General features: G+C 60.2%; 17 protein-coding genes. 11 read left to right on the top strand and 6 right to left on the bottom strand.

All coding sequences use genetic code 11. From position 1 onward, the window contains the following. Positions 1-120: 120 nt before the first annotated feature. The 3 genes from H9S92_RS16645 (at position 121) to H9S92_RS16635 (ending at position 5464) form a co-directional block, all read left to right on the top strand. The gene (locus tag H9S92_RS16645; protein WP_187467819.1) at positions 121-3096 is read left to right on the top strand and encodes a DUF7619 domain-containing protein; all 2976 of its coding nucleotides are present in this window, start codon (positions 121-123) and stop codon (positions 3094-3096) included. A gap of 194 nt (positions 3097-3290) precedes the next feature. Beyond that, positions 3291-4376, top strand: coding sequence for a quinone-dependent dihydroorotate dehydrogenase (locus tag H9S92_RS16640; protein ID WP_187467818.1), 1086 nt, complete (start codon positions 3291-3293; stop codon positions 4374-4376). Positions 4377-4882: 506 nt separating this feature from the next. Further along, positions 4883-5464: a hypothetical protein gene (locus H9S92_RS16635; RefSeq protein ID WP_187467817.1), complete on the top strand. Its 582-nt coding sequence runs from the start codon at positions 4883-4885 to the stop codon at positions 5462-5464. Between the two features lie 23 nt (positions 5465-5487). Here the strand turns inward: H9S92_RS16635 and H9S92_RS16630 are convergent, their stop codons facing one another. After that, positions 5488-6630 carry an AEC family transporter gene (locus H9S92_RS16630; RefSeq protein WP_187467816.1) on the bottom strand — a complete coding sequence of 381 codons (1143 nt, stop codon included), beginning with the start codon at positions 6628-6630 and terminating at the stop codon, positions 5488-5490. Positions 6631-6633: 3 nt separating this feature from the next. Next, a complete protein-coding gene (locus H9S92_RS16625) occupies positions 6634-7815 on the bottom strand; it encodes a pyridoxal phosphate-dependent aminotransferase (protein ID WP_187467815.1) in 1182 nt (393 codons plus the stop codon). Between the two features lie 435 nt (positions 7816-8250). Here H9S92_RS16625 and H9S92_RS16620 point away from each other — a divergent pair, with 435 nt between their 5' ends. Next, positions 8251-10101, top strand: a complete 1851-nt coding sequence (locus tag H9S92_RS16620; RefSeq protein ID WP_187467814.1) for a sodium:solute symporter family transporter — start codon at positions 8251-8253, stop codon at positions 10099-10101. A gap of 185 nt (positions 10102-10286) precedes the next feature. Here H9S92_RS16620 and H9S92_RS16615 read toward each other — a convergent pair whose 3' ends face one another. From H9S92_RS16615 to H9S92_RS16605, 3 genes are all read right to left on the bottom strand, one after another. Further along, positions 10287-11843, bottom strand: coding sequence for a sodium:solute symporter (locus H9S92_RS16615; protein WP_187467813.1), 1557 nt, complete (start codon positions 11841-11843; stop codon positions 10287-10289). 92 nt (positions 11844-11935) lie between these two features. Continuing rightward, positions 11936-12250 carry a thioredoxin family protein gene (locus tag H9S92_RS16610; RefSeq protein ID WP_187467812.1) on the bottom strand — a complete coding sequence of 105 codons (315 nt, stop codon included), beginning with the start codon at positions 12248-12250 and terminating at the stop codon, positions 11936-11938. Positions 12251-12299: 49 nt separating this feature from the next. Beyond that, a complete protein-coding gene (locus H9S92_RS16605; protein WP_187467811.1) occupies positions 12300-14345 on the bottom strand; it encodes an SPOR domain-containing protein in 2046 nt (681 codons plus the stop codon). A gap of 103 nt (positions 14346-14448) precedes the next feature. Here H9S92_RS16605 and tsaE point away from each other — a divergent pair, with 103 nt between their 5' ends. The 3 genes from tsaE (at position 14449) to H9S92_RS16590 (ending at position 17532) form a co-directional block, all read left to right on the top strand. Continuing rightward, positions 14449-14886 carry a tRNA (adenosine(37)-N6)-threonylcarbamoyltransferase complex ATPase subunit type 1 TsaE gene (tsaE, locus tag H9S92_RS16600; protein WP_187467810.1) on the top strand — a complete coding sequence of 146 codons (438 nt, stop codon included), beginning with the start codon at positions 14449-14451 and terminating at the stop codon, positions 14884-14886. Beyond that, positions 14883-16118, top strand: coding sequence for an alanine dehydrogenase (locus H9S92_RS16595; RefSeq protein ID WP_187467809.1), 1236 nt, complete (start codon positions 14883-14885; stop codon positions 16116-16118). Before tsaE ends, H9S92_RS16595 begins: the two co-directional genes overlap by 4 nt. A 76-nt stretch (positions 16119-16194) precedes the next feature. Further along, complete coding sequence (locus H9S92_RS16590; protein ID WP_187467808.1) at positions 16195-17532, top strand: hypothetical protein; 1338 nt, start codon at positions 16195-16197, stop codon at positions 17530-17532. Positions 17533-17827: 295 nt separating this feature from the next. Here the strand turns inward: H9S92_RS16590 and H9S92_RS16585 are convergent, their stop codons facing one another. Further along, positions 17828-18241, bottom strand: coding sequence for a BrxA/BrxB family bacilliredoxin (locus H9S92_RS16585; RefSeq protein WP_187467807.1), 414 nt, complete (start codon positions 18239-18241; stop codon positions 17828-17830). 152 nt (positions 18242-18393) lie between these two features. Between H9S92_RS16585 and H9S92_RS16580 the strand changes: the two genes are divergently transcribed. The 4 genes from H9S92_RS16580 to H9S92_RS16565 all read left to right on the top strand — a co-directional run bounded on the left by H9S92_RS16580 (position 18394) and on the right by H9S92_RS16565 (position 21870). Continuing rightward, positions 18394-18777 carry a hypothetical protein gene (locus H9S92_RS16580; protein ID WP_187467806.1) on the top strand — a complete coding sequence of 128 codons (384 nt, stop codon included), beginning with the start codon at positions 18394-18396 and terminating at the stop codon, positions 18775-18777. A gap of 78 nt (positions 18778-18855) precedes the next feature. Then, a complete protein-coding gene (locus tag H9S92_RS16575; protein ID WP_187467805.1) occupies positions 18856-19740 on the top strand; it encodes a DUF5777 family beta-barrel protein in 885 nt (294 codons plus the stop codon). 74 nt (positions 19741-19814) lie between these two features. Beyond that, positions 19815-20825, top strand: a complete 1011-nt coding sequence (locus tag H9S92_RS16570; RefSeq protein WP_187467804.1) for a c-type cytochrome — start codon at positions 19815-19817, stop codon at positions 20823-20825. A gap of 154 nt (positions 20826-20979) precedes the next feature. Then, complete coding sequence (locus H9S92_RS16565; protein WP_187467803.1) at positions 20980-21870, top strand: ROK family protein; 891 nt, start codon at positions 20980-20982, stop codon at positions 21868-21870. Positions 21871-21891: the final 21 nt, after the last annotated feature.

Raw genomic sequence — 21891 nt, 5'->3', positions numbered from 1 at the left:
ATGGAGTGGCTAAAAACATACTTTTTTTTCAACAATTGGGCGATTGTGTCTTTTGCGTGCGGGTTTTCCGGCCCCACCTTTGCATTGCAATCAACGGATAGCGGCCATAATTCTCCAACAATGAAAGAGCGACTTACGGTTATGACCATTGGTCGTCAGTGTCGCCGCGCGACCCTGGCCCTGGTCTTGGCGTGCCTCTTCTTTCCGGTAGGAGCACAAGGTTTTGAAAAATCGTTGGGCGGCCCCAAAGACGACTTCGGTCGGGCCATCCTGCAAACCAAAGATCACGGTTACATCGAGATCGGCAGTTCGCAGGGAGAGTTGGGTGACGACAACGACTTTGACATTTTCGTAGTCCGTACCGACGTCGACGGCACCATCATGTGGTCCCGCACTTACGACGATGGTTTCATCGAGCAAGGGCAAGACGTCATCCAGACGCAAGACGGAGGCTACTTCGTTCTCGGCTTCCGCCAGGAAACGCCTACTGCTTCGGAGGAAACCTTCCTGATCAAACTCAGCCGCCGCGGCGATCTCCAATTCTCCCGGCACTACGGCGAAGCTGGTCGGGACGAGCGCTGCACGCAGATCGTCCGGGTTCCGGAAGGTGGATACCTCCTGACCGGGTACCGCGAAAAAGACGCCAGCGGCCTGAAGGAAATCCTGCTCATCCGCATTGATGAAGAAGGCAACCAGTTGTGGAGCACCACCTTCGGGGAAGGCCGCAACAACGAAGGCATCGGCGCGGTAGTCAACCCCAACGGAGGCTTCGTCATCGGAGCCAACGTGGAAGACGACCGGGGGGTAGATAATGACATCGCCCTCTACGGCATCTCCGCTACCGGCGCTCCTCTGTGGAGCAAAGTGATCGGGACGCCAACGGACAACGAACAAATTGAAGACATCATTCGCACGACCGACAACAACCTGGTTTTTGTCGGCTCTACGAACAACTTTAACCAAGCCCTCATCGGCAAGGCAGACCTCAACGGAGAGCTGCTCTGGTACCGCGAACTGGATGCTTCGCAATTCGACGACGAATTGCTCGGCGTGATCGAAGAAGACAATGGCCAAAACCTGGTCGCCGTCGGTCAAACCACCCCCAGTGCCGCAAACTTTGACGTACTAATGCTTAAGGTCAACGCCTCCGATGGCCAACCGATCTGGCAACGCCGCCTGGGCAATGCCACTTCGACGGACATCGGCGAAGACCTGGCACCCACCCTCGATGGAGGGTACGCTCTGGCCGCCTTCAGTAGCCGCTCTTTCGTCTCCTTCAACGACATGACGTTGTTCAAGACCGACGATCTGGGCAGCCACCAGACCAACTACCTCCGCGGTAAGGTCTACCACCCGGCGAACAACGACTGCGCACCCTACGCAGCCGGTGATCTCGGACTGACGGGCTGGCTCATCCAGGCGGAAAGCGAAACGGCTACCTTCTTCGGTAGCACGGATTCACTGGGAAATTACGACTTGCGGGTAGACCGTGGCGTATACCAGGTGAGTCTGCTGCGGAAGAACGATCGCTGGGACCTCTGCAACCCCGATCCCATCGCGGTTGACCTGACGGAGCCCTACGACAGTAGCTTCAATGACTTCGCCCTCCAGCCCGCCATTGACTGCCCGCTGCTCGAAGTAGCCCTGAGCGCCACCCCGGCCATCCAGTGCGAAAACCAGCAAATGACGATCAACTTCGGCAACGGAGGATCGGACGTCGCCACCGGTGCCAGCATCGAACTGCAACTCGATGCCCACCTGACTTTCCTCTCCGCCTCCGTGGCACCGGAAAGCCAGACTGGCCAAACCCTGGTGTTCAACCTCGGGGACCTGGCCCCGGGGGACGAAGGAAGGATCACCGTCATGGCCCGCGTCGCTTGCAGCGAGGTCCGCGCCGGGCAGGCCCTGAGCAGCATGGCGACCATCTTCCCCATTCTGAACTGCGCCCCGGCCAGTCCGGACTGGGACGGATCCAGCATCGTTGTTACCAGCCGTTGTGACCGGATCGAAGGCGTGTCCTTCACCATCACCAACGTCGGGAGCAACCCGATGACGCAAACCAACGGGTACGTCGTCGTAGAAGACATCATTCTCAACCAGCGCGGAAACTTCATGCTGGAAGCGACGGAGTCGATTGAAATTGACATTCCATTGCCCGACGGCGATGTGAGTACCTACCGCCTGATCGCCGAGCAATCGGCCGGGCACCCCGGCAACCTCTTCCCCACCGCAGTGGTGGAGGGTTGCCAAACGGAGAGTTCCAACGGGTTCTCTACGGGCTACGTAGCCCAGTTCTCCGATAACGACGGAGACCTTTACATTGACATTTTAACCCAAGAAGTCGTTGCGCTCGAAGAAGGAGCCGCTTTACAACTGACAGCCTATCCCCGAGGCTATCAAGACTCGATCATTATCCCAAAAACAGACATTGAATACACGGTATTCTTTGAGCTACCCAACAACGACTCCTTTGAACGCGTGGTCATCCGCGATACCCTGCCCGAGCAATTGGACTTCAATAGTCTCGAAATGGGTGCCGCGAGTCATCCCTATGATTTTGTCCTCTACCAGGGCGGTATCCTTAAGATCACGTTTGATTCAATCCGAATATTTTCAGGCGGCGGCACGGGGGAAGCTGACGCGGTTACCCGACAGGGCTATGTCTCATACCGACTATCCCAAAAACCGAATACTACAACGGGTACCGTAATCAGAAATCGTGCCGCCGTTTATTTTGACTACGAATCACCGGTGCTTTCTCAGGAAGTACGCCACGTGGTAGGCTGTGAGGATCTCTTCGAAAGCAATTGCCTGATCTCCTCCCAACGCAATTTACCCACGGCAAACGGTGTTATCATAAACGTAAATCCCAACCCCATGGGTGAGCTTACAACGGTAAGCATCAAGGGCTGGGATAAACTCCACACGGAGCTCCGCTTCCAACTCTTCGATGCGACGGGCCGCAAGGTCTTCCAGAAGCAGTTCCGGGGTGACCAAACGGACTTCAACCGTCCCAACCTCGCCGCAGGTGCCTACTTCTACGAGGTAAGTGGCGGTGGTTACCTCCTCGGAACCGGGAAATTGCTCCTTCGGTAAACTAATACAACCTGACTGAGCGTTAGGATGTTACGTAAAATAAAGGTGGCTCTGCGCCACGCCAAGAATTTTAGGTCGTCTTTTTTTTTCATGAGATTATGATTGTTTGTGCCTGACCGCTTCGCGGTCGGGCTTTTTTCTGCCCACCCGTTTCGTGAGGCGCTTGCCCTACCTTTGCCCAAACTTATGGCCGCATGTACCAAGTCCTCAAGCCCCTTTTGTTTCGTCTTGAGCCCGAGCGGGCCCACCACCTGACGGTGCGGGGCCTGGCCGCTACACTGGCTACGCCCGGCCTGGGGCAAGTCTTCCGCTCTACCTACCGCTTTACTGATCCGGCGCTGCACCGGGAGGTTTTTGGCTTGCCTTTTGCCAACCCGGTGGGTTTGGCGGCGGGCTTTGATAAAGACGGCAAGTACTACCGCAACATGGCCAGCCTGGGCTTCGGCTTTCTGGAACTGGGCACCGTGACACCGCGCCCCCAGGTTGGAAACCCGCAGCCTAGGCTTTTCCGGCTGCCCCTGGACCGCGCCCTCATCAACCGTATGGGCTTCAACAACGAAGGCGTAGACGCCCTGGCCCGGCGGCTGGCGGAGCAGGGCCGGCCCGGACAGACCATCCTGGGCGGCAACATCGGCAAGAACAAAGACACCCCGAATGAAGCGGCCACGGCCGATTACCTCCACTGCTTCGAGCGGCTCTTTGCGCTGGTCGACTATTTCGTCGTCAACGTCAGTTCCCCGAACACGCCCAATTTGCGGGAATTGCAGGACCGCGCGCCCCTCACCGCGCTGCTCACCACCCTTCAGGAAAGAAACGAGCAGTTGGCCCGGCCCGGCGTCGTGGCCCAGGCTCCCCTGGGGCAGCCCGGCACGCTCTGGCAGCGTAAGCCCATCCTCCTGAAAATTGCGCCCGACCTGACGGAAGGTCAGCTCGACGACATTCTCCAGATTGTGGCCGACACCGGCATTGCGGGCATCATCGCCACCAACACCACCATCGCCCGGGAGCCCCTCCAAACCGCCGCCACCACCGTAGCGGCCATCGGTGCCGGAGGATTGAGCGGCGCGCCGGTGCGCCAACGCTCCACCGGGGTGATTCGTTACCTCTACGAAAACAGCGGCCGGCAGCTCGACATCATTGGCGTAGGGGGCATCGATGGTCCCGCCGCCGCCCAGGAAAAACTCGCCGCCGGCGCCCGGCTCATCCAGGTCTACAGCGGCATGGTTTACGCTGGCCCCGGGCTGGTTCGCGACATCAAGCGCAGCCTGGTCAGCCGGTAATTTCGTCCTTTTTTTGCGCGGCCGCAGGTGCTCCCCCCCGCCCCCCCGATGGGGGGAGATTGGATAAGGAGCAAGGAAAGGCAACGGGGTTTAGGCCTAGGCTGTCTAATTAGCCAGGCCGCAGCCGTACTCACTTTGGCCAACCGGGGAGGCTCAAGCGCTTAATAGGTCGAGACCCTCGGGGTCGTAGGAGAATACGCCAATGTACTTAGCTGGATCGACACAGTGGGTCTCAACCTAGGGGGGCACCGTGATTAGCTGGATCGACCCAGAGGGTCTCAACCTAGGCGGTCCAGGCCCCTAAAGCGCGCACGGGTTAAACCCATTAGATTAGACCGCCTAGGTTTAGGCCCTCTCCCCAGTCCCTCGTTTGCTGTTCGGCGCGACCTTCCTTGCACCTGCGGCCGCGCCCACTGCCCCGCCAGATTTTCTCCTGAAATTCCCGCTTTTCCGCCGGGAACAATCGAAGGCCCCGGAGAATTATAGTAGGAATCAAACCGAAAACGATGCACGACATCGAGCCACACTTTGGCTGGCGGGAGCGTTACCGCGCCGAAGACGACCAGCTCTCTCCCTTTTTTGGCCGCCAGTACAACGAGTTTGGCTTCAACAACCGCGTGTACAACTACCTGATTCATCCGCAGTGGGACGAATTCGGTGCCGAAACCCTCTACCTCAAAATCCTCTACCTCGATTACGAGGAGCAGTACGCCATCATCGAACTGATTGGCGAATGGAACGATGCGGTGCACAACGACTCGATGCACCTGAAACGCGAAGTGATTGACCCGTTGATCAGCGAGGGAATCCGGCGCTTCATCCTCATCATGGAGGGCGTCCTCAACTTCCACGGCGGCGACACGGACTACTACGAAGAATGGGTCGAGGAGGTACGCTACGACGGCGGCTGGATTGCCCTGCTCAATACCCACCAGCACGTAGTCGATGAACTCGAAGACACCCGGCTGGAAGGCTACCTTCACTTCGGGAGCTTCCTCAACGACCTGACCTGGCGGCCCCAAAAGCCCCACCGCGTTTACGAAGCGATTGAGGGCCTGCTGCAAAAAGAAATCCGGCGAATTTACTAGCGGGCTCCGCCTTTACCCTTTCCTCAGACCTTCACCTCCTGCCACTCTTCGCGGATAGCCTCGGCTTTCCACCCGGGGCTTGGCCGGGGCACCACCCGGGCCCGCCGCCAGGCGTAGAACATGGGCAGGGCCAGTAACGCCAGGCCCAGGACAGCCGCCGAACCGGGCTGGGCGAAAAAATTCCCACAGGAAAGGATACCCAGAATGACGACAGTAGAAAAGGGCAGCGAACAGGCCAGTACGTTGAGCGCCAGATCGGGCGCAAACACCCCCGCTGAGCCATCTTTCCCCAGTCCTTCCACCGCCGAAAGGTGGGCAAAGGGCCAGAAACTTACTGCAGACTGCGGAAAAACCACCACCAACAATGCCAGGGCCGGCGGCAGGCCCGGACCCAGGTAGAGCAAGCCCGCGCTGAGCAGCAAAGCTACGCCCGCCCGGAAGGCCAGGGCCCGGACGATCAAGGCCATTTCGCGCCGCTCAAAGCGGATGGCCATCCCGATGAAGAGCAAAACGATGGGCGTCATCAGGGCCGCCAGGCGGGTGGCGGTGTTTTCCAGGAAAGCGGGCAGCGCGTTGATGTCAAGCCCCCAGGTCAGCATCCCCAGGGCCAGCAGAATGACCAGGTTTACGGGTTCCCGCAGCAGGGCCAGCGCCAGGTCTTTGAGCTTGGCCCGTTTGCTGCCCGCCGTAGTCTCCCCTGCGGAGCGGTGGCGCGCGGCGTACCAGTGCATGGCCAGGAGGTAGAGGACGATGAGGACAAAAACCTTGTTTCCCACGTCGGCCAGTGCGGCCAGCGCCAGGGATTCCTCCCCGAGGTACTCCAGCAAAAAAGGAAAACAACTCAGGCCCGGGGCCAAAGAAGGGAGCAGCAGGCGCATCGTGCGGTTTTCTGCCGTACCCCGCCCGAAACCCAGGTGGGGCAAGGCCCACTGGCTGGCAAAATAAAGTGCTGCGTTGAGGGCCAGTGCGAGGATGGGCAGCCAGAGCAATTCCCGCTCAATACTTACCTGCAGGAGGGCGACGAAGATGGTGGCCGGAAGAATCACCGACAGGATGAGCACTTTGATGCCCGCCAGCTCGCGCTTGCCGTCGATCTTCCGTTGCAGGAAGTAACCGGCCGCGATGAGCAGCAAAAAGACCAGGGTTTTTTCCAGCGCGGGGTGCATAGGCTATACCAGTACTTCTTCCAGCGCCGTCAGGAAAAGGTCCATTTCTTCCGGGGTGCCCATACTGACCCGGCAGTAGTCTTTACCAAAAACGTTGAAGACCCGCACGCCGACGCCCTTGGCGAACATGGCATCCAGGAAAGATTTACCTTCCATGGCAATGGGGAAAATCATGAAGCTGGTGAGGGAGGGCACGTAATGGAAACCCAGTTTCTTGAGTCCGGCCGCCGTTTGCTCCCGGGCGGCGGCGGTAGCGGCGATGCTCTTGGCCTGGAAGTCGTGGTCTTCCATGCTCGCCATGGCGCCCATAACGCTGGTTTTGCAGAGGCTCATATTGCTCCGCCAGATGGCCTCAATTTTTTCGACCATGCCGGGCAGCATTACGCCGTAGCCGATGCGCAGGCCGGCCATGCCGTGGACTTTGCTGAAGGTGCGGGCAACGACCACGTTTTTGCCTTCCTTGATGAGGGGCACCATGGTCTGTTCCTTCGGGTTGGGCAGGAATTCGAGGTAGGCCTCATCGACGAAGACGGTGGTTTGTTCGGAGGCGATGTTGCGGCAGAAGCTCCGCAGTTCATCCGCTGGCGTCAGCGTGCCCGTGGGGTTGTTGGGATTGCAGATGTAGACCAGCTTAGTGTCCTTATCAACGGCCTTGGCCATGCCCTCGAGGTCGTGGGCCCAGGAATCCGTCAGGCGAACTTTCTTCCACTCTGCCTGCATGCTCATGGCCGTGACGATGAGGGACATGTAGGCGGGGTCTGCCGCCACCAGGTTGCCACCGCGCATGAAGTGCAGGATGGCCATTTTTTCGAGTACGTCAGAGGAGCCCGGGGCCAGCAGGATGTGGTCTTCAGAAACGCCTTCGAACTTCGCCACCATGGTTTTGAGCTGGGCGGAAGCCTCGTGCTGGTAGCGGTTGCCCCCTTTTGCGGCCTCCATGATGGCCAGGCGGGCGTTGGGGCTGGGGCCCCAGGGGTTTTCGTTGGCCAGCAGACGCGCTTTGAGTTGCGGCAAGGCGGCAACGTGCGCCTTCTCCCACTGCAGCGAGGGCATAATCTCCCGTACACTGTTCGGAGCCACCAACCCGGGGCTGGCGTTGAGGGCAATGGTGGGCGCGGCAGCCAGGCCGGCACCGGCCAGGGCTGCTTTACGAAGCCAGGTGCGACGGCTGAGGGAAGGAGTCATAGCGGTAAAATTGTACGAAAGGAGAAAAAGGTCGGGGACAAAAAAACCGGATCACCCGCTTTGGCAGCAGGTGATCCAGCCTACGTCTCTCATGAAAAATATCCCGTATGACGTCATACGGACGAAGGAAAAATGATGCCTAAATATAAAGCTTTTGGCGATGGGCCGGCAACGAAAATTGAAAACCATTTTGTGAAGGCCAAAAAGGGAGCTGTTCGCCAATTTTCCCGCAAATGAGCGGAGTTCCGGGGCGGGACGCTGTTACGTCCAAAAGTGGAACGTGAGCGCCGGGGGCGGATACTTTGCTTTGTTTGTTGCTAAAACGAAGCACTTTTAGCAACATCGCTTATCTTACCCCTTGATTGGTCCGGTGTTGGAGGGGGTTCCTCCCGGCGGGCTGCATCCACTCACTCCACTCGTCTATACTTCAGCATCATGCAATTACAAGGGATCGATCAAATCATTTTCGGTGTTTACATCGTAGGCGTCATTCTCTTTGGCGTCTGGATTGCCAACCGGGAGAAAACGGCTACGGCCAGCGACTACTTCCTGGCCAGCCGCAGCCTCCCCTGGTGGGCCGTCGGTGGCTCCCTCATCGCTTCCAACATTTCCGCCGAGCAAATCATCGGCATGAACGGCTCGGGTTTCGAGCTTGGCCTGGCCATTGCCACCTACGAGTTGATGGCGGCCATCACCCTCATCATCGTAGCCAAGTTTCTGCTCCCCGTCTTCATCAAAAAGGAGATCTACACCATGCCGCAGTTCCTGGAGGAACGCTACGACGGTACGGTGCGGACCATCATGTCGGTGTTCTGGATCATCCTTTTCGTCTTCGTCAACATCTCCACCGTGCTCTACCTGGGTGCGCTGGCCATTGAGCAACTGCTGGGGGTCGAAATGTGGATTGGCATCGTCGGGCTGGTACTTTACTCGGCGTGTTTCTCGATTTTCGGCGGACTCAAGGCGGTGGTGTGGACCGACGTCGTCCAGGTGGTTGTCCTCATGCTCGGGGGTACCGTTGCGGCCTGGGGCATTCTCAGTGTAGTTGGCGAAGGCAACGTCTTTACGGGCATCAGCACCCTCGTTGCCGAAGTGCCCGGGCATTTTGAAATGCTCTTCGACCCCGCTGATTCCTATACGGATACGGCTACGGGAGAGACCAAGTCGAGCTTCAACCTCCTGCCCGGTTTCGCACTGCTGTTCGGCGGGATGTGGATCGTCAATACCTACTACTGGGGCAATAACCAGTACATCATCCAGCGCGCGCTGGCGGCCAAAAGCCTGCCCGAGGCCCAGAAGGGCATTGCTTTTGCGGCCTTCATGAAGCTGTTCATCCCCTTCTTTGCCGTACTGCCCGGCATCGCGGCTTATTACCTGATGACCAAAAAAGGCGTCACCGTCGACATTGCCAAAGCCGACCAAGCCTTCCCCTGGATCCTGGGCAACTACGTTGGTCCGGGCTTCAAAGGGCTCACTTTTGCGGCCCTGGTGGCGGCCATTGGTTCTTCCATCAGCTCGATGGTCAATAGTGCTTCGACGATCTTCACCATCGACATCTACAATAAGTTCATCAACCCCGGCGGCAGTGAGCGGCGGCAGGTGGCGGTAGGGCAGATTGCGGCTACGGTCTCTCTTTTGGTTGGTGCCGCAATGGCTCCCCTGCTGGCGGGCGCCGGTCAGGTGTTTCAGGTCATCCAGGAGTACACCGGGTTCATCAGCCCGGGGGTACTTACGGTATTCATCTTCGGCATGTTCTACCGCCGGGGTACGGCCAAGGCTGCTTTGGCCGTGGTTTTGCTCTCCGTCCCCCTCTCCCTGGCCTTCAAGGTGCTGATCCCCGATCTGCCCTTCCTCGATCGGATGGCCCTGATCTTCCTGATCTCTTCGGCCCTGATGATTCTGCTCTCGGCGGTCACGTCCAAAAAGAGTCGCGCCCAGGTGGCGCCTCAAGACCTGCCATCCTACGCCAGCAGCAGTGTTCCGGTAGGCAAACTGGTATCGGATTTCAAGCTGCGCAATGGCCTGGCCATGGCCGTCATCGTTACGGGGGTCGCTACCGCCATTCGCTTGCTGCTCCAGCCCGTGCCCGGGGTGCCCGCCTGGACGGTGTACCTCTTCGCCGGCCTTTCCGTCGTCGTGCTCGGCCTCATCTATACCGATAAGCAGGAAGACGACTACAAGGCCATCGACCTTGAGCCATCGCTGTTCCGTACCCGCATGGGCTTCAACATCGCCGCCATCGTCATCCTTCTCATCCTGGCGGTGATCTACGGTTTCCTGGCCTGATGCGTAGGTTCCGGAAAGGAAAAAGCCTGCGTGGACGATGCTCCGCGCAGGCTTTTTTCGTGTTGATCGTTTGGGGCGCGGGCGCAGGTGCAGGGAACGTTGGGCGAGAGGCGAAGGACGCAGCTCCCGTCTTCCCTTCTCCTCATCCTTTTTTTGCACCTGCGGCCGCGCCCCCTATTGCACACCTACTGGGGCGGAGCAGGCACGTCCACCTCGCTGAAATCGCTTAGCGCCACCAGCCCCAGGAAGGTCAGCAAGCCATTGAAGGCCAGGATCAGGAAACCAAACTGGAACCCGCCCAGCAACTCCGCCGAGTAAGCATCTACCGCCATGGAAATGACGGGCGCAAGCAGACAGATGAGTACCAGCGCGGGCACCTTTATCCGGCCCAGATACACTACCTCCCGCACCCGCAGGTTCGTAAACAAGCCAAAGGCAAACAAGCCCAGCAGCGGCCCGTAGGTATAGCCCGCAGCCTTGAAAAGACTGTTGATCACCGCCGCATCCCCGATGAGGCTGAAGGCCATGATGACCAGAAAAAGCAATCCCGAAAAGCCGACGTGGACGAACAGCCGCTGCCGCGTCATCGTGGCCACCTGAAGGGTTTTGTCGGCCTCGCTGTCTCCGTCGGCTTCGCGCATGCCGAGGAAGTCTACGCAAAACGACGTGGTCAGCGCCGTCAGCGCACTATCCGCGCTGGAGTACGCCGCCGCCACCAGGCCCAGGATGAAGACTACCCCCGCGATGGGCGGCAAAGAACGCAGCGCAATGCTGGGGTACAGCTGATCGGAGCTGGGGGGGATTTCCAGTCCAACCCGGGTAGCGTAGATGTAGAGCAGCGCGCCCAGCGCCAGAAACAGCAGATTGGCAAAGACCAGCACGATGCTGAAGGTGGCCATATTTTTCTGGGCGTCCCGGAAGTTGGGCATGCTCAGGTTCTTCTGCATCATGTCCTGGTCCAGGCCCGTCATCACGATGGTGATCAAGGCTCCGCTCAGGAACTGTTTAAAGAAGTTGTTGGGGTCTGACCAGCCGCCTTCGAAGAAGAAGAGTTGGCTGTAGTCGCTGTTGTAAATCAGCGATACCATTCCTCCCAGATTGGTTTCCAGGGCCTCGCCGATGAAGTAGATCGTAAGGCCCGCCGCCAGCAAAAGACACACCGTTTGGAAGGTATCCGTGTAGACGATGGTCCGGATGCCCCCCCGGAAAGTGTAGAGCCAAATCAGCAGAATGGTGATGGCTACGGTGACGCCGAAAGGAATCCCCAGCGGCTGTGTCACGAAACCGTCCAGCACCATGGCCACCAGGAAGAGGCGGAAGGAAGCGCCGACGGTGCGCGAGAGCAAGAAGTAAAAAGCCCCGATCTTGTACCCGTGCCACCCGATGCGGTCGCGCAGGTATTCGTAGATGCTGGTGAGCCCCAGGCGGTAGTACAGCGGCAACAAAACGGTGGCGATGAACAGGTAGCCCAGCAGATAGCCGAATACCACCTGCATATAACTCAGGGCCTGGTTGGCCCCTCCGGCTCCCACGGCCCCTGGCACACTGATGAAGGTAACGCCCGAGAGGCTGGCCCCGATCATCCCGATGGCCACCAATGGCCAGGGCGATTTGCGGCCCGCCAGAAAGAAAGAGGCATTGTCGTTGTCCTTACGGCTGGTGACGAAGGAGATGGTGATCAACACCGCGAAATACGCCGCGATGATGCCCAGAATGGTGTATGGACTTAAGGAAGATTGCATATCGTTGGCTGCAATGTAGGCAATCGCGCGCGATTGGTGGTTTTTCCCGGGCGCGGGTTAAAAATAGCCCACCGGAACCAACCGCTCCGCTACTACTCCCGCAGCTTGGCCAATGCCGCCTTCAGCACGCCGATGCTTTGAACGCCAGCGGCCCGGAACTTAATCTCTCCGTGCTGAAAAATGATGGTGGTGGGCATGGCCGTCACCCCCAGTTTTTCCACAATGGCCTGGTTGCGATCAACGTCGATCTTGATCAAACGCAGGGCGTCCCCTTCCTCCTCTTTGAGCTGGGCCAGGATGGGGCTGTAGGCGTGGCAGGGCCCACACCAGGTGGCGAAGAAATCGATCAGCACGGGAGTTTCGCCGCTGATGAGTTCGCGGAAGGAGGTCTGTTTAGCGTCAGCCATGATCTTGATTTTTTTCTCCTAGTAACCACCCGGCCCGGGGCTTAGTTGATCACAGGCGCACCCGGCCGTAGCGCACGCCGGCGTCGTAACGGACGACGAAGGCCGTAGGGAAGCCGCGGGCGTGGACCTGGGCCAGGGCATTTTTAGCGGCAGCCGGGTCGGTGAAATAGCCCACCGTAATGCGGAGCAGGCGTTGGCCGGGGATGGGCTCGGAGGCGAGGTCGCCGATGGCGCGCACCGCTTCGTACTTTCCGGCAGCGGGGTCAAAACTGCCCTCGGCACTGATCTGGATGCGGTAAACAACCGGAGCGGGGGGGGCAGTGGCGGGGGCGCTGGACGCAGGTGCAGGGGGCGTAACGTTGGGCGCGGGGGATGCGGGCGGCGTAGTGGGTGGCAGGCCGGGGCTGGGGGCAGACGGACTGTTTCCCAATCCCGGACCCAGCACCTGCGACTGCGCCCCAGTACTGCCGGGCTCCGGATTGGGCAGGGCTTGCCGCCGCAAAAAAACGGGCTGCCCGTAGAGCGAAGAACCCTGCGAACTGGTACTGACCTGGTACTCGGCCCCCTGGTAGCCCTCCCGGCGGATGAGGACGCGGTAGCGCGCCCCGGGCTGCAAATCAAAAGTGTACACCCCAGTGGGAAAGGTGCGTTTTGCGATGCTGCTCAGGCTGCCCGTGGGGCCAATTTCGAGCAGCTCCACCTCCACGCCGGGGAGTTCGCCGCCCGTGGTATTGTCGTAAACGGTGGCCTTAAGGCGGGCGCGACCGGCGCGGAAATTGAGGGTAAAAATGTCGGTTTCGGTGGTTCCGGGCTTAGCGGGCGGGAAGGCACGGTTGCTCGTCAGGTAACCCGTTCCGCCACCCGCAACGAGGGACAGGCCGTAGTCGTCGGCCGCAGAGTTGACGGGTTCCCCCAGATTGACGGGAGACTGGAAGTTGCCGAAGGTGCCGTGGGAGCGGAAAATGTCGAGCCCGCCGTAGCCGGGGTGACCGTTGCTGGCGAAGTAAAGCGCTCCGCTTTCGGCGTCGTAGGCGGGGGTGATTTCGTTGCTCAGGGTGTTGATGCTGGTGCCCAGGTTGGCGGGGTCCGAAAAGGCGGAGGGATTGGCCGGGTCGGTGGATTCGGCCAGGTAGAGGTCCATGCCGCCCCGTCCGCCGGGCCGGTCGCTGGCGAAGTAGAGCGCGAGGCTGCCGTCGGGGGCCGTCACTACGCAGGGGTAAGCGTTGTTGCTGCCTGGCAGGTTGATGCGGGTGTCGAGGGGTTCGGGTTGGCTCCAGTTGCCGCTCGTACTGCGTTCGCCGCGGAAGATTTCGCAGCGGTTGGTTTTTTCCTCCCCGGTTTGGCCGCTGCAGATGGTGAAGAAAAAGATGCGGCCGTCGGGGCTGAGGCTTCCCGTGCCAAAGGTGCCTTCGGCGATGACGGGGAAGCCGGGCGGGACGGTGGCTTTGGTCCATTCTTTGGCCTGGAGGCGGCTCTGGTACAGGCGGCTTTGGCCGCCCGCCGTGCTGGTGAAAAAGAGCTGGTCTCCGGCTACGGCGACCGCCCCGAATTCGTCGGCGCTCGTGTTGATGCCCCGCCCCGGGCGGTCGATGTCGATCAGGGTTTCCTCGCCCGTGCGCTGCCGGGCCAGGGTGATGCCGGCGAGTTCGTTGCGGACGATCTCGGCTACGATGGGGCGGTCGCCGCCATTGTAGGTTTCTAGGAAAAGGGCCAGTTCGCGGCGTGCTTCTTCGTAGCGGCCGTCTTGTTTGAGGGCGCGGCCCAGCTGGAGGCCGAGTAGTGGCCAGCGGTCTTCGTCGGGTTCCAGCAGGTGCAAAGCATCGGCGGCATTGCGGTAGTCGCGAACCTGAACGTAACGCTCGGCGGCACGGTACAGGATGGCCTGATCGCGGGGCCGCTGGGCGTAGGCCCGCCGGAAGTAATGGGCAGCGGAGAGGAAGTTGCCGCTGCGCTCTTCGGCTTCGCCGCTTTGGACGAGTTTCTTGTAGGGCAGTTCTGGCCCGTCGGTCGTCGGCGGAGCGGCGGGGCGGGGGCCACCGCAGGCGGTCAGCACCAGCAAGAGGGTGAGGAGGGAGGCAGTGGGGAAGAGTGACATGGGGTAGGTAGGTAGCGAGATAATCCGGGAAGGAACTGAAAAGGTAAGTATTCGTGGGCAAAGCGGGTCTGTTCGTCACCCGGCAGTGCGCTATCTTTGCCCGATGGAGACGATGCTCTTTGCTTTGGCGGAAGTGCCGGCGGTAGCCCGCCAGGTACTCCACACCGTGGGTACCGGCCGCGTTTTTGCCCTCAGTGGAGACCTTGGCGCGGGCAAAACTACGCTGGTGGCCGCAATGTGCCGGCAACTAGGGGTTGATGAGGCCGCCACGAGCCCAACCTTCAGCATCGTTAATTCCTACGCTACGCCCGCCGGACCGGTGTACCACCTGGATTGCTACCGCCTGGAGAGTATTCACGAGGCTCTGGACGCGGGCCTGGAAGACGTTTTCAACGGCGAAAGTGTAGCCGTATTCGTGGAATGGCCCGCCGTAATAGAACCTCTTTTACCGCCGGATGTTGTTCACCTACACCTCGCGCACCACCCGGGCGGGCATGCGAGAATACTGACCCTTTCCACCGGCCACCTATCGCATTCATGAGCAGTAAGGATAAGCAAAAGGTATCCCTTCCCGAGGAACTTACGTCTGGCTACGGCCAAACCCAAACCGATACCCTGGCCGTTGAGCACAAGCAAGAAAGCCTCTTCATTGGTATTCCCCGGGAGATTACCCTCCAGGAAAAGCGCGTAGCGTTGGTGCCCAGCGGCGTCGGCAACCTCACCAGCCGGGGCCACCGCGTCCTGCTGGAAACGGGCGCCGGCAAGCAGAGCAACTTCACCGACCACGACTACAGCGAAGAAGGCGGCGAAATCGCCTACTCCGCCAAGGAAGTGTACGAAAAAGCCCGCATCATCCTCAAGGCCGCGCCGCCTACCCTCGAGGAGATCGATATGATGCAGCCCGGCACGGTGCTGATCTCTCCGCTCCAATTGCCCACGATCACGGCCGAGTACCTTTTCCGCCTGAAAAACCGTCGCATCATCGCCCTGGCCATGGAGTACCTGCGTGACGACGACGGCATCTTCCCCATCGTCCGCATCATGAGTGAAATGGCGGGCATCTCGGCCATCCAGACGGCGGCCGAACTGCTCTCCACCACCCAAAACGGTCCCGGCGTTTTGCTCGGCGGCGTTTCCGGGGTGCCCAGTGCCAAAGTCGTCATCCTCGGCGGCGGCGTAGTGGCGGAGTACGCCACCCGTGCCGCCCTGGGCATGGGTGCTGAAGTGCGGATTTTTGACGACAACATCAGCAAGTTGATGCGCCTGCAAAACAGCGTAGGCCGCCAGCTCTACACCAGCGCCATCAACCCCCACTACCTCCGCCGGGAACTCCTCACGGCCGAAGTGGCCATCGGTGCCATTCACGCTGAGCAGGGGCGGGCACCCGTGGTGGTCTCCGAAGACATGGTTCGCGCCATGCGCCCCGGTTCCGTGATCATTGACGTGAGCATCGACCAGGGGGGCTGCTTCGCTACCAGCGAGCTCACTACGCTCGAAAATCCCACCTTCCGCAAACACGGCGTCATCCACTACTGCGTCCCCAACCTGGCCAGCCGGGTGGGGCGCACGGCCAGCATTGCGGTCAGCAACGTCCTCGTCCCAATCCTCCTAAAGGCCGACGGTGCCCGCAGTTTCGAGCACTTCATCCTGGGCAAAGCCGGGCTCCGCCACGGGGTCTACACCTTCCGCGGCTGCCTGACCAACCCCTACCTCGGCAAGCGCTTCGAAATGCGTTGTACCGACATCGACCTGCTCATGACCAGCGGGCTTTAACCCCACCGGAAGAAAGAGCGGGGGGATTTTGCGGTAACTTTGGTGCCAAGCAACAACAAATGCCTATTTTCCCGGCATGAACGATATTTTCGACCTGATTGCCCTCTTTTTCGCGGAACTCACCAACGAGGAGAAGATCATCCTCGCCCTCCTTGCCCTGCTGGTGTTCACCTTCGGCGTGGTAGTGGGGTGGATTGTGCAGGGCAGCAAAACCCGGCGGTACAAAAAGGAATTGCTGCTGTTGCGTAAAGATCGAGATGAATACGAAGCCCACTACCGCTCGGCCGACGCCAAGCAGAAGGCTTTGGCCAAGGAACTCGAAGTGGTGAGCCACGAAAAAGTCGCCGCCCTGGACCGCACCCAGGCCCTGACCCAGGAACTGGCCCTACGGAGTCAGCAGCTGACCGATGCGCAACAAGCAGCGGAAGAACTGCGGGCCACCAACCAAAGTTACGCCGCCACCATTGAGTCGCTCAACGATCAGGTGATCGGGCTGAAGACCCAGAATGAGCAGCTGCTGGCGGCGGGCGCTGCGCAGGTAGTAACTGTGGATGCGGGCGCGGCAGCTGGTGACGGTCCCGGAGACAAGGGAGGCGTTGCCGCCAGCAATGAATCCCTCAATGCCTACATCGCCCAGTCCGAATACCGCTTCCGTCTCCTCGAAGAGCGGATTGCCGAACTGACGGCGGGCGGCAACAGCGTTACTTCCCGGGGCTTGGACGCTGGCGGCTACGTCGTCCAACAGCCCGGTGCACCCTACGGAGCGCCTGCTGCGGAACCCCTCATCATCCGCGCCGACACGGCCCAGGCGGGCGTCCGGCTCGGCAGCCAGGGCGGTACGGAGGTGATCGTCCAGGCCACCCCCTCCATCCAGGTTCCCATCCTCTCTCCCCAGCGCAGCGACCACCACGATGACCTGACGCGGATCCGGAACATTGGCCCTTTCCTCCAACGCAAACTCAACGAGGCCGACATCTACAGCTACGAGCAAATCGCCAACTGGAAGGAGGCCGATATCGTCACCTACACCGAACTCATCGGTTACCTGCCCGGCATCATTGAGCGCGACGACTGGGTCGGGCAGGCCCGGCAACTGCTAAACTCCCCCGATCACGATGCTGAGCCCCACGACGCCTCCCCGGAAGAGGAGGACGCTGCGGAAGGTGAACTCCGCATCGTCGAGGGCATCGGCCCGAAGATTGAGTCGGTCCTTCGGCAGGCGGGCATCACGAGCCTCACCGTTCTGGCCGAAACTTCGGCAGAGACCCTCCGCAACATTCTCGACGCTGCGGGCCCCAATTACAAGTCCCACGATCCCAAGACCTGGCCCGTGCAGGCAGGTCTGGCCACCGACGGAAAAATGGAGGAGCTGAAAGCCTGGCAGCGCGAACTCAAAGGCGGCAAAAACGATTAAGCCGCGCGCAAAACCCAACGTGGGAAAAACCCGTAGCTGCTAAGAGCTTGTCTAAAATTTTTAAGAACTGATAATCAATGACTTACGGTTCTGGCTAGACAAAAAATTGCGCGCATAGTGAACTACGTAAGCCATTTTTTGTGACGCCAGGTTCGTAAGTGCTTGGTTATCAGGAAGTAAAAATTTAGACAAGCTCTAAGTCTCCCGCAAACGCTGCGGGAAATGCTTAAAGAAAAAGCGCCGCCTTCCTCACATGGGAAGGCGGCGCTTTTTGCTCGCAAGGACTGCACTGCACTTAACAGTAACGATCAAAGGCCATTTTCAGGTTCTCTGCAATGATTTCGGCGGAGCGGCCTTCGATGTGGTGGCGTTCGAGGAAATGCACCAGTTTTCCATCCTTGAACAGGGCGATGGAGGGGCTGCTGGGAGGGTAGGGCAGCAGGTGCTCGCGGGCTGTTTGGGTAGCTTCCTGGTCTACTCCGGCGAAGACGGTGTAGAGGTGGTCGGGCTTCTTCTCGTGGCGGGTGGCCATCTTGGCACCGGGGCGGGCGTTGGCTGCGGCACAACCGCAAACGGAGTTAACGACGAGCAAAGCCGTGCCCTCGGTTTTGCTGAGGGCCGCGTTCACCTCCTGCGCGTTGGTGAGGCTGGTAAAACCGTAGGCCGTGAGGTCTTTGGCCATGGGGATTGTCAGTTCGACCGGATACATATTTATTTTTTTTACAAGGTTGTCGAGGAGAAGGCCAAAACAGCGTGCCAATGTTCGCGGGGGAATTGCGAAATTTGCCCCGCCGTTGGCCGCACTTAGCTACAAATGAAGGCGCTGTTTAGTTGCCCTCTCCTCGTGCAAAAAAATTCTGCATGTCACTTTTCCTCCGCTTTTTTTTCCCCACGCTGGTGCTGGTTTTTGCCGCCTGTACCCGCGATGCTTTGCCCGAACCCACTGCGGCCAACTGCGAGGGAGAGGTGCCCACTTACGCAGCAGACGTAGAGGTCATCATCGAAAATACCTGCGCCTACAGTGGCTGCCACCTGGGCGGGGCGCCGGGCATTTACAACAGCTACGAAGGTTTGCTCAACGACTTGCAGGACGGCAGTTTCCGGGAACGGGTGATTACCCTGCGGGAAGACCCCAACCTGGGCATGCCGCCCGATTACTCCCCCGCCGACCGGCCGCGAAACCTGACCGAGGCCGAGTTGCTCATCATCAGTTGCTGGCTGGAAGCGGGCTTTCCCAACGAGTAATTTCCAACCGCCCACCTGGCCTGCTCCCTTCCCTCCACCGGGCGCTAACTTCAGGCCGCTAAACTTCTGTCCCTTCGTATGAAAAAGACTACCCTTATCCTGCTGCTGCTTTGCTGTTCCCTCGGCCTCTTTGCCCAGCGGGAACGCATTTACCGGACCTTCAAAGACACCCGTGCCGTCAACGTGCACAGCGTGGAAACCTTGCCAAAGGGGAAGTTGGACGTCCGCATCAGCCACCGCTTCGGAGACATGTTCGGCGATAACGGCGGCTGGCCCACGTTCTACGGGCTGGAGACGGCCGAGGACGTGGCCATCGGGGCGGAATACGGCTTCAGTGACCGTTTCAGCGCGGGCATTTACCGGGCTAAGGGTGCGGGAGCCACCCCCCTGGGCCAGGCCAGCCTGCGGCAGCTCCTCAACGGTGTATTTAAGTACCGCGCCCTCTACCAGGAGGAAGGTGGTACGCCCATTTCCATTGCAGTGGTGGGCACTACCAGCCTCAGCACGAGCACCAAAATCGAGGGCAACGACAACCTGATCCGCAGCTTCCCGAAATTTGCCCACCGCATGGCTTTTAACGGCAGCCTGGTAGTGGCCCGCAAGTTCGGCCCCTCGCTCAGTTTGCAACTCATCCCCGGCGTGACCCACCGCAATCTGGTGCCTTTTGAAGGGGAAAACACGATCTTCAGCCTCGGCGGCGCGGCCCGCTTCCAGGTGTCGAAAGTATTTGCCTTGGTGGGCGACGTTACAATGCCCTTCAGCAACACCGTTACCAGCGAAAACGGCTACAGCCTGCCCCTCGGTGTAGGCTTTGAGTGGGATACGGGCGGCCACGTTTTTCAACTCAACTTCACGAACGCTACGGGGATTTTTGAAACCGACTACATCCCCTACACCACCAGCAGCTGGGGGGAGGGAGAATTCCGCATCGGCTTCACCATCAGCCGCTGGTTCAACCTCTAGGTTTGCCGTTTTTCAGTTCGATTGTTTCAATTTTTCCGGCGCTGCCGCAGGTGCCGGGAACGGATAAAGTAGCCATGAAGTACCTTCTCGCCCCCTTGTTCCTCCTTTTCATTGCCTGGAGCGCCCGCCCAACGACCCTCCCGGTTGTCGACGCCGATACGCCGCTCTACGAGGTCTTGCGCGCCCTCGGGACGCCAGAGCGGGCCGACGTGATGGTGCGCCCCGTCGCCGGAGCCTCGGCGGAGCTGGGCCGCCGCCTGGTGCTCGAAGGCATCAACGTCAATGGCGGTCAGCAGAGCGCCCACTTCAAGTGTACGAGCTGCCACAACGTCGTCCGCGAAGACCCCATCCTGCACCTCCCCGACCCTGCCGCCCGGCTGGCGTACGCTTCGGCCAACAACCTGCCTTTTCTGCCCGGCACGACGCTCTGGGGCGCCGTCAACCGCAAATCCTACTACAACGGCGACTACGAAAAGAAGTACGGCGACCTGGTTAAAAACGCCCGGCGGGATTTGCGCGGGGCCATCCAGCTCTGCGCCACGGAATGTGCCCAGGGGCAAGCCCTGGATGAGGTGGCCATGGAGTCCGTCGTCGCCTACCTGCACACCATCGGGCTGCGGGTAAAAGACCTGCCCGAGACCGCACCCAGCCTGGAGCAAATCAACGGGGCCATCAGCCGCAAAAGCGCGGAGAACGAAAGCCTGGTGCGGGAGTTGGAAGCCAGCATCCTCACGGCCAGTCCGGCCACTTTCGTGTTGCCGCCCACGGACCGGAACGTGGGCTACCCCGTTGCCGAAGCCCCCGACCTGGCCCACGGCGAAGCCCTCTTCCAGCGCTCCTGCCTTCACTGCCACGGCCAACGGCGCTACAGTTTTTTTGAGTTGGCCGAAAGCGACTTCCACTACAACTACCTCACCAAGCACTTCCCGCGTTACACCCGCTACTCCACCTACCAGGTCGTCCGCTACGGCACCAGCCCCATCCCCGGCAAACTGGCCTACATGCCCCACTACACCGCCGAACGGATGAGTGACCAGCAGGTGGAGGACTTACGGGCTTACCTGGCCAGCAAAGCGGTAAAGTAGGCCTGCCCAATGCTTGGTCCACGTGGCTGGTGGGGCTCACCGGCCCTGCTCCTTCAACTTGCCTCGCACCTGCGGCCGCGCCCTAATGGCCGCAATTTCCTGGTGGGGCTGACCGCCGGGCGCTACCTTTGGCCAAATAACAAAGGCAAGGACTATGAAATGGGGCATCGACCTGGGGGGCACAAAAATTGAAGGCGTTATCCTGGATGATGACCTCCGGGAGGTGTACCGCGACCGCATCGATACCGAGCGCGAAGGTGGTTATGCCCACATCGTCAGCCGCATTGCCCTGCTGGTGCAGCAGTTCCGGGAAAAAACGGGCCTGACGCCCGAGCACATCGGCATCGGTACGCCCGGGACGATCGACCCGCCCACGGGCCTCCTGAAAAACTCCAACACGGTCGTGTTAAACGGCCAGCCCCTTGGCAAAGACCTCGAAGCCGCGCTCGGCGTACCCGTAACTTTGGCCAACGACGCCAATTGCTTTGCCATCGCTGAAACCCTCTTGGGCTGCGTACCTGCGGAAGCTCCCAAGGCGCGGGTAGTTTTTGGGGTGATCCTGGGGACGGGCACCGGCGGCGGCATCGTGGTGGATGGCCGCATCATTGGCGGCGCCCAGGGCATCGGCGGCGAATGGGGGCACATCTTTCTGGATCATTCCGGAGGCTACTGCTACTGCGGGCGCGTGGGTTGCTGTGAGCAGATCCTCTCCGGCCCCGCCCTGGAACGGTACTACGCCAACCTGAGCGGCACCTACCGGACCATGCGCGAGATCGTACCGCGCTACCGGCAGGGCAACGACCCGGCAGCGACGGCCACGCTCCAACGCTGGTTCCACTTCTTTGCCAAGGGCATCAGCACCATCATCAATGTCCTGGACCCCGATGTGGTCGTCTTGGGCGGCGGGCTGGGCAACATCGCTGAACTCTACACGGAGGGCGTTCCCCAGGTGGTCGATCACCTCTTCAACCCGCGCATGGATACGCTTTTCCTGCGGCCGAAGCTGGGCGACTCCGCCGGGGTGTACGGCGCAGCCATGCTGTAGCACAGGCCGGGAGAAACCGAT

It is taken from the genome of Neolewinella lacunae (assembly GCF_014349155.1).
Classification (GTDB): domain Bacteria; phylum Bacteroidota; class Bacteroidia; order Chitinophagales; family Saprospiraceae; genus Neolewinella; species Neolewinella lacunae.
This window is presented reverse-complemented; position numbering and strand designations above follow the sequence as displayed.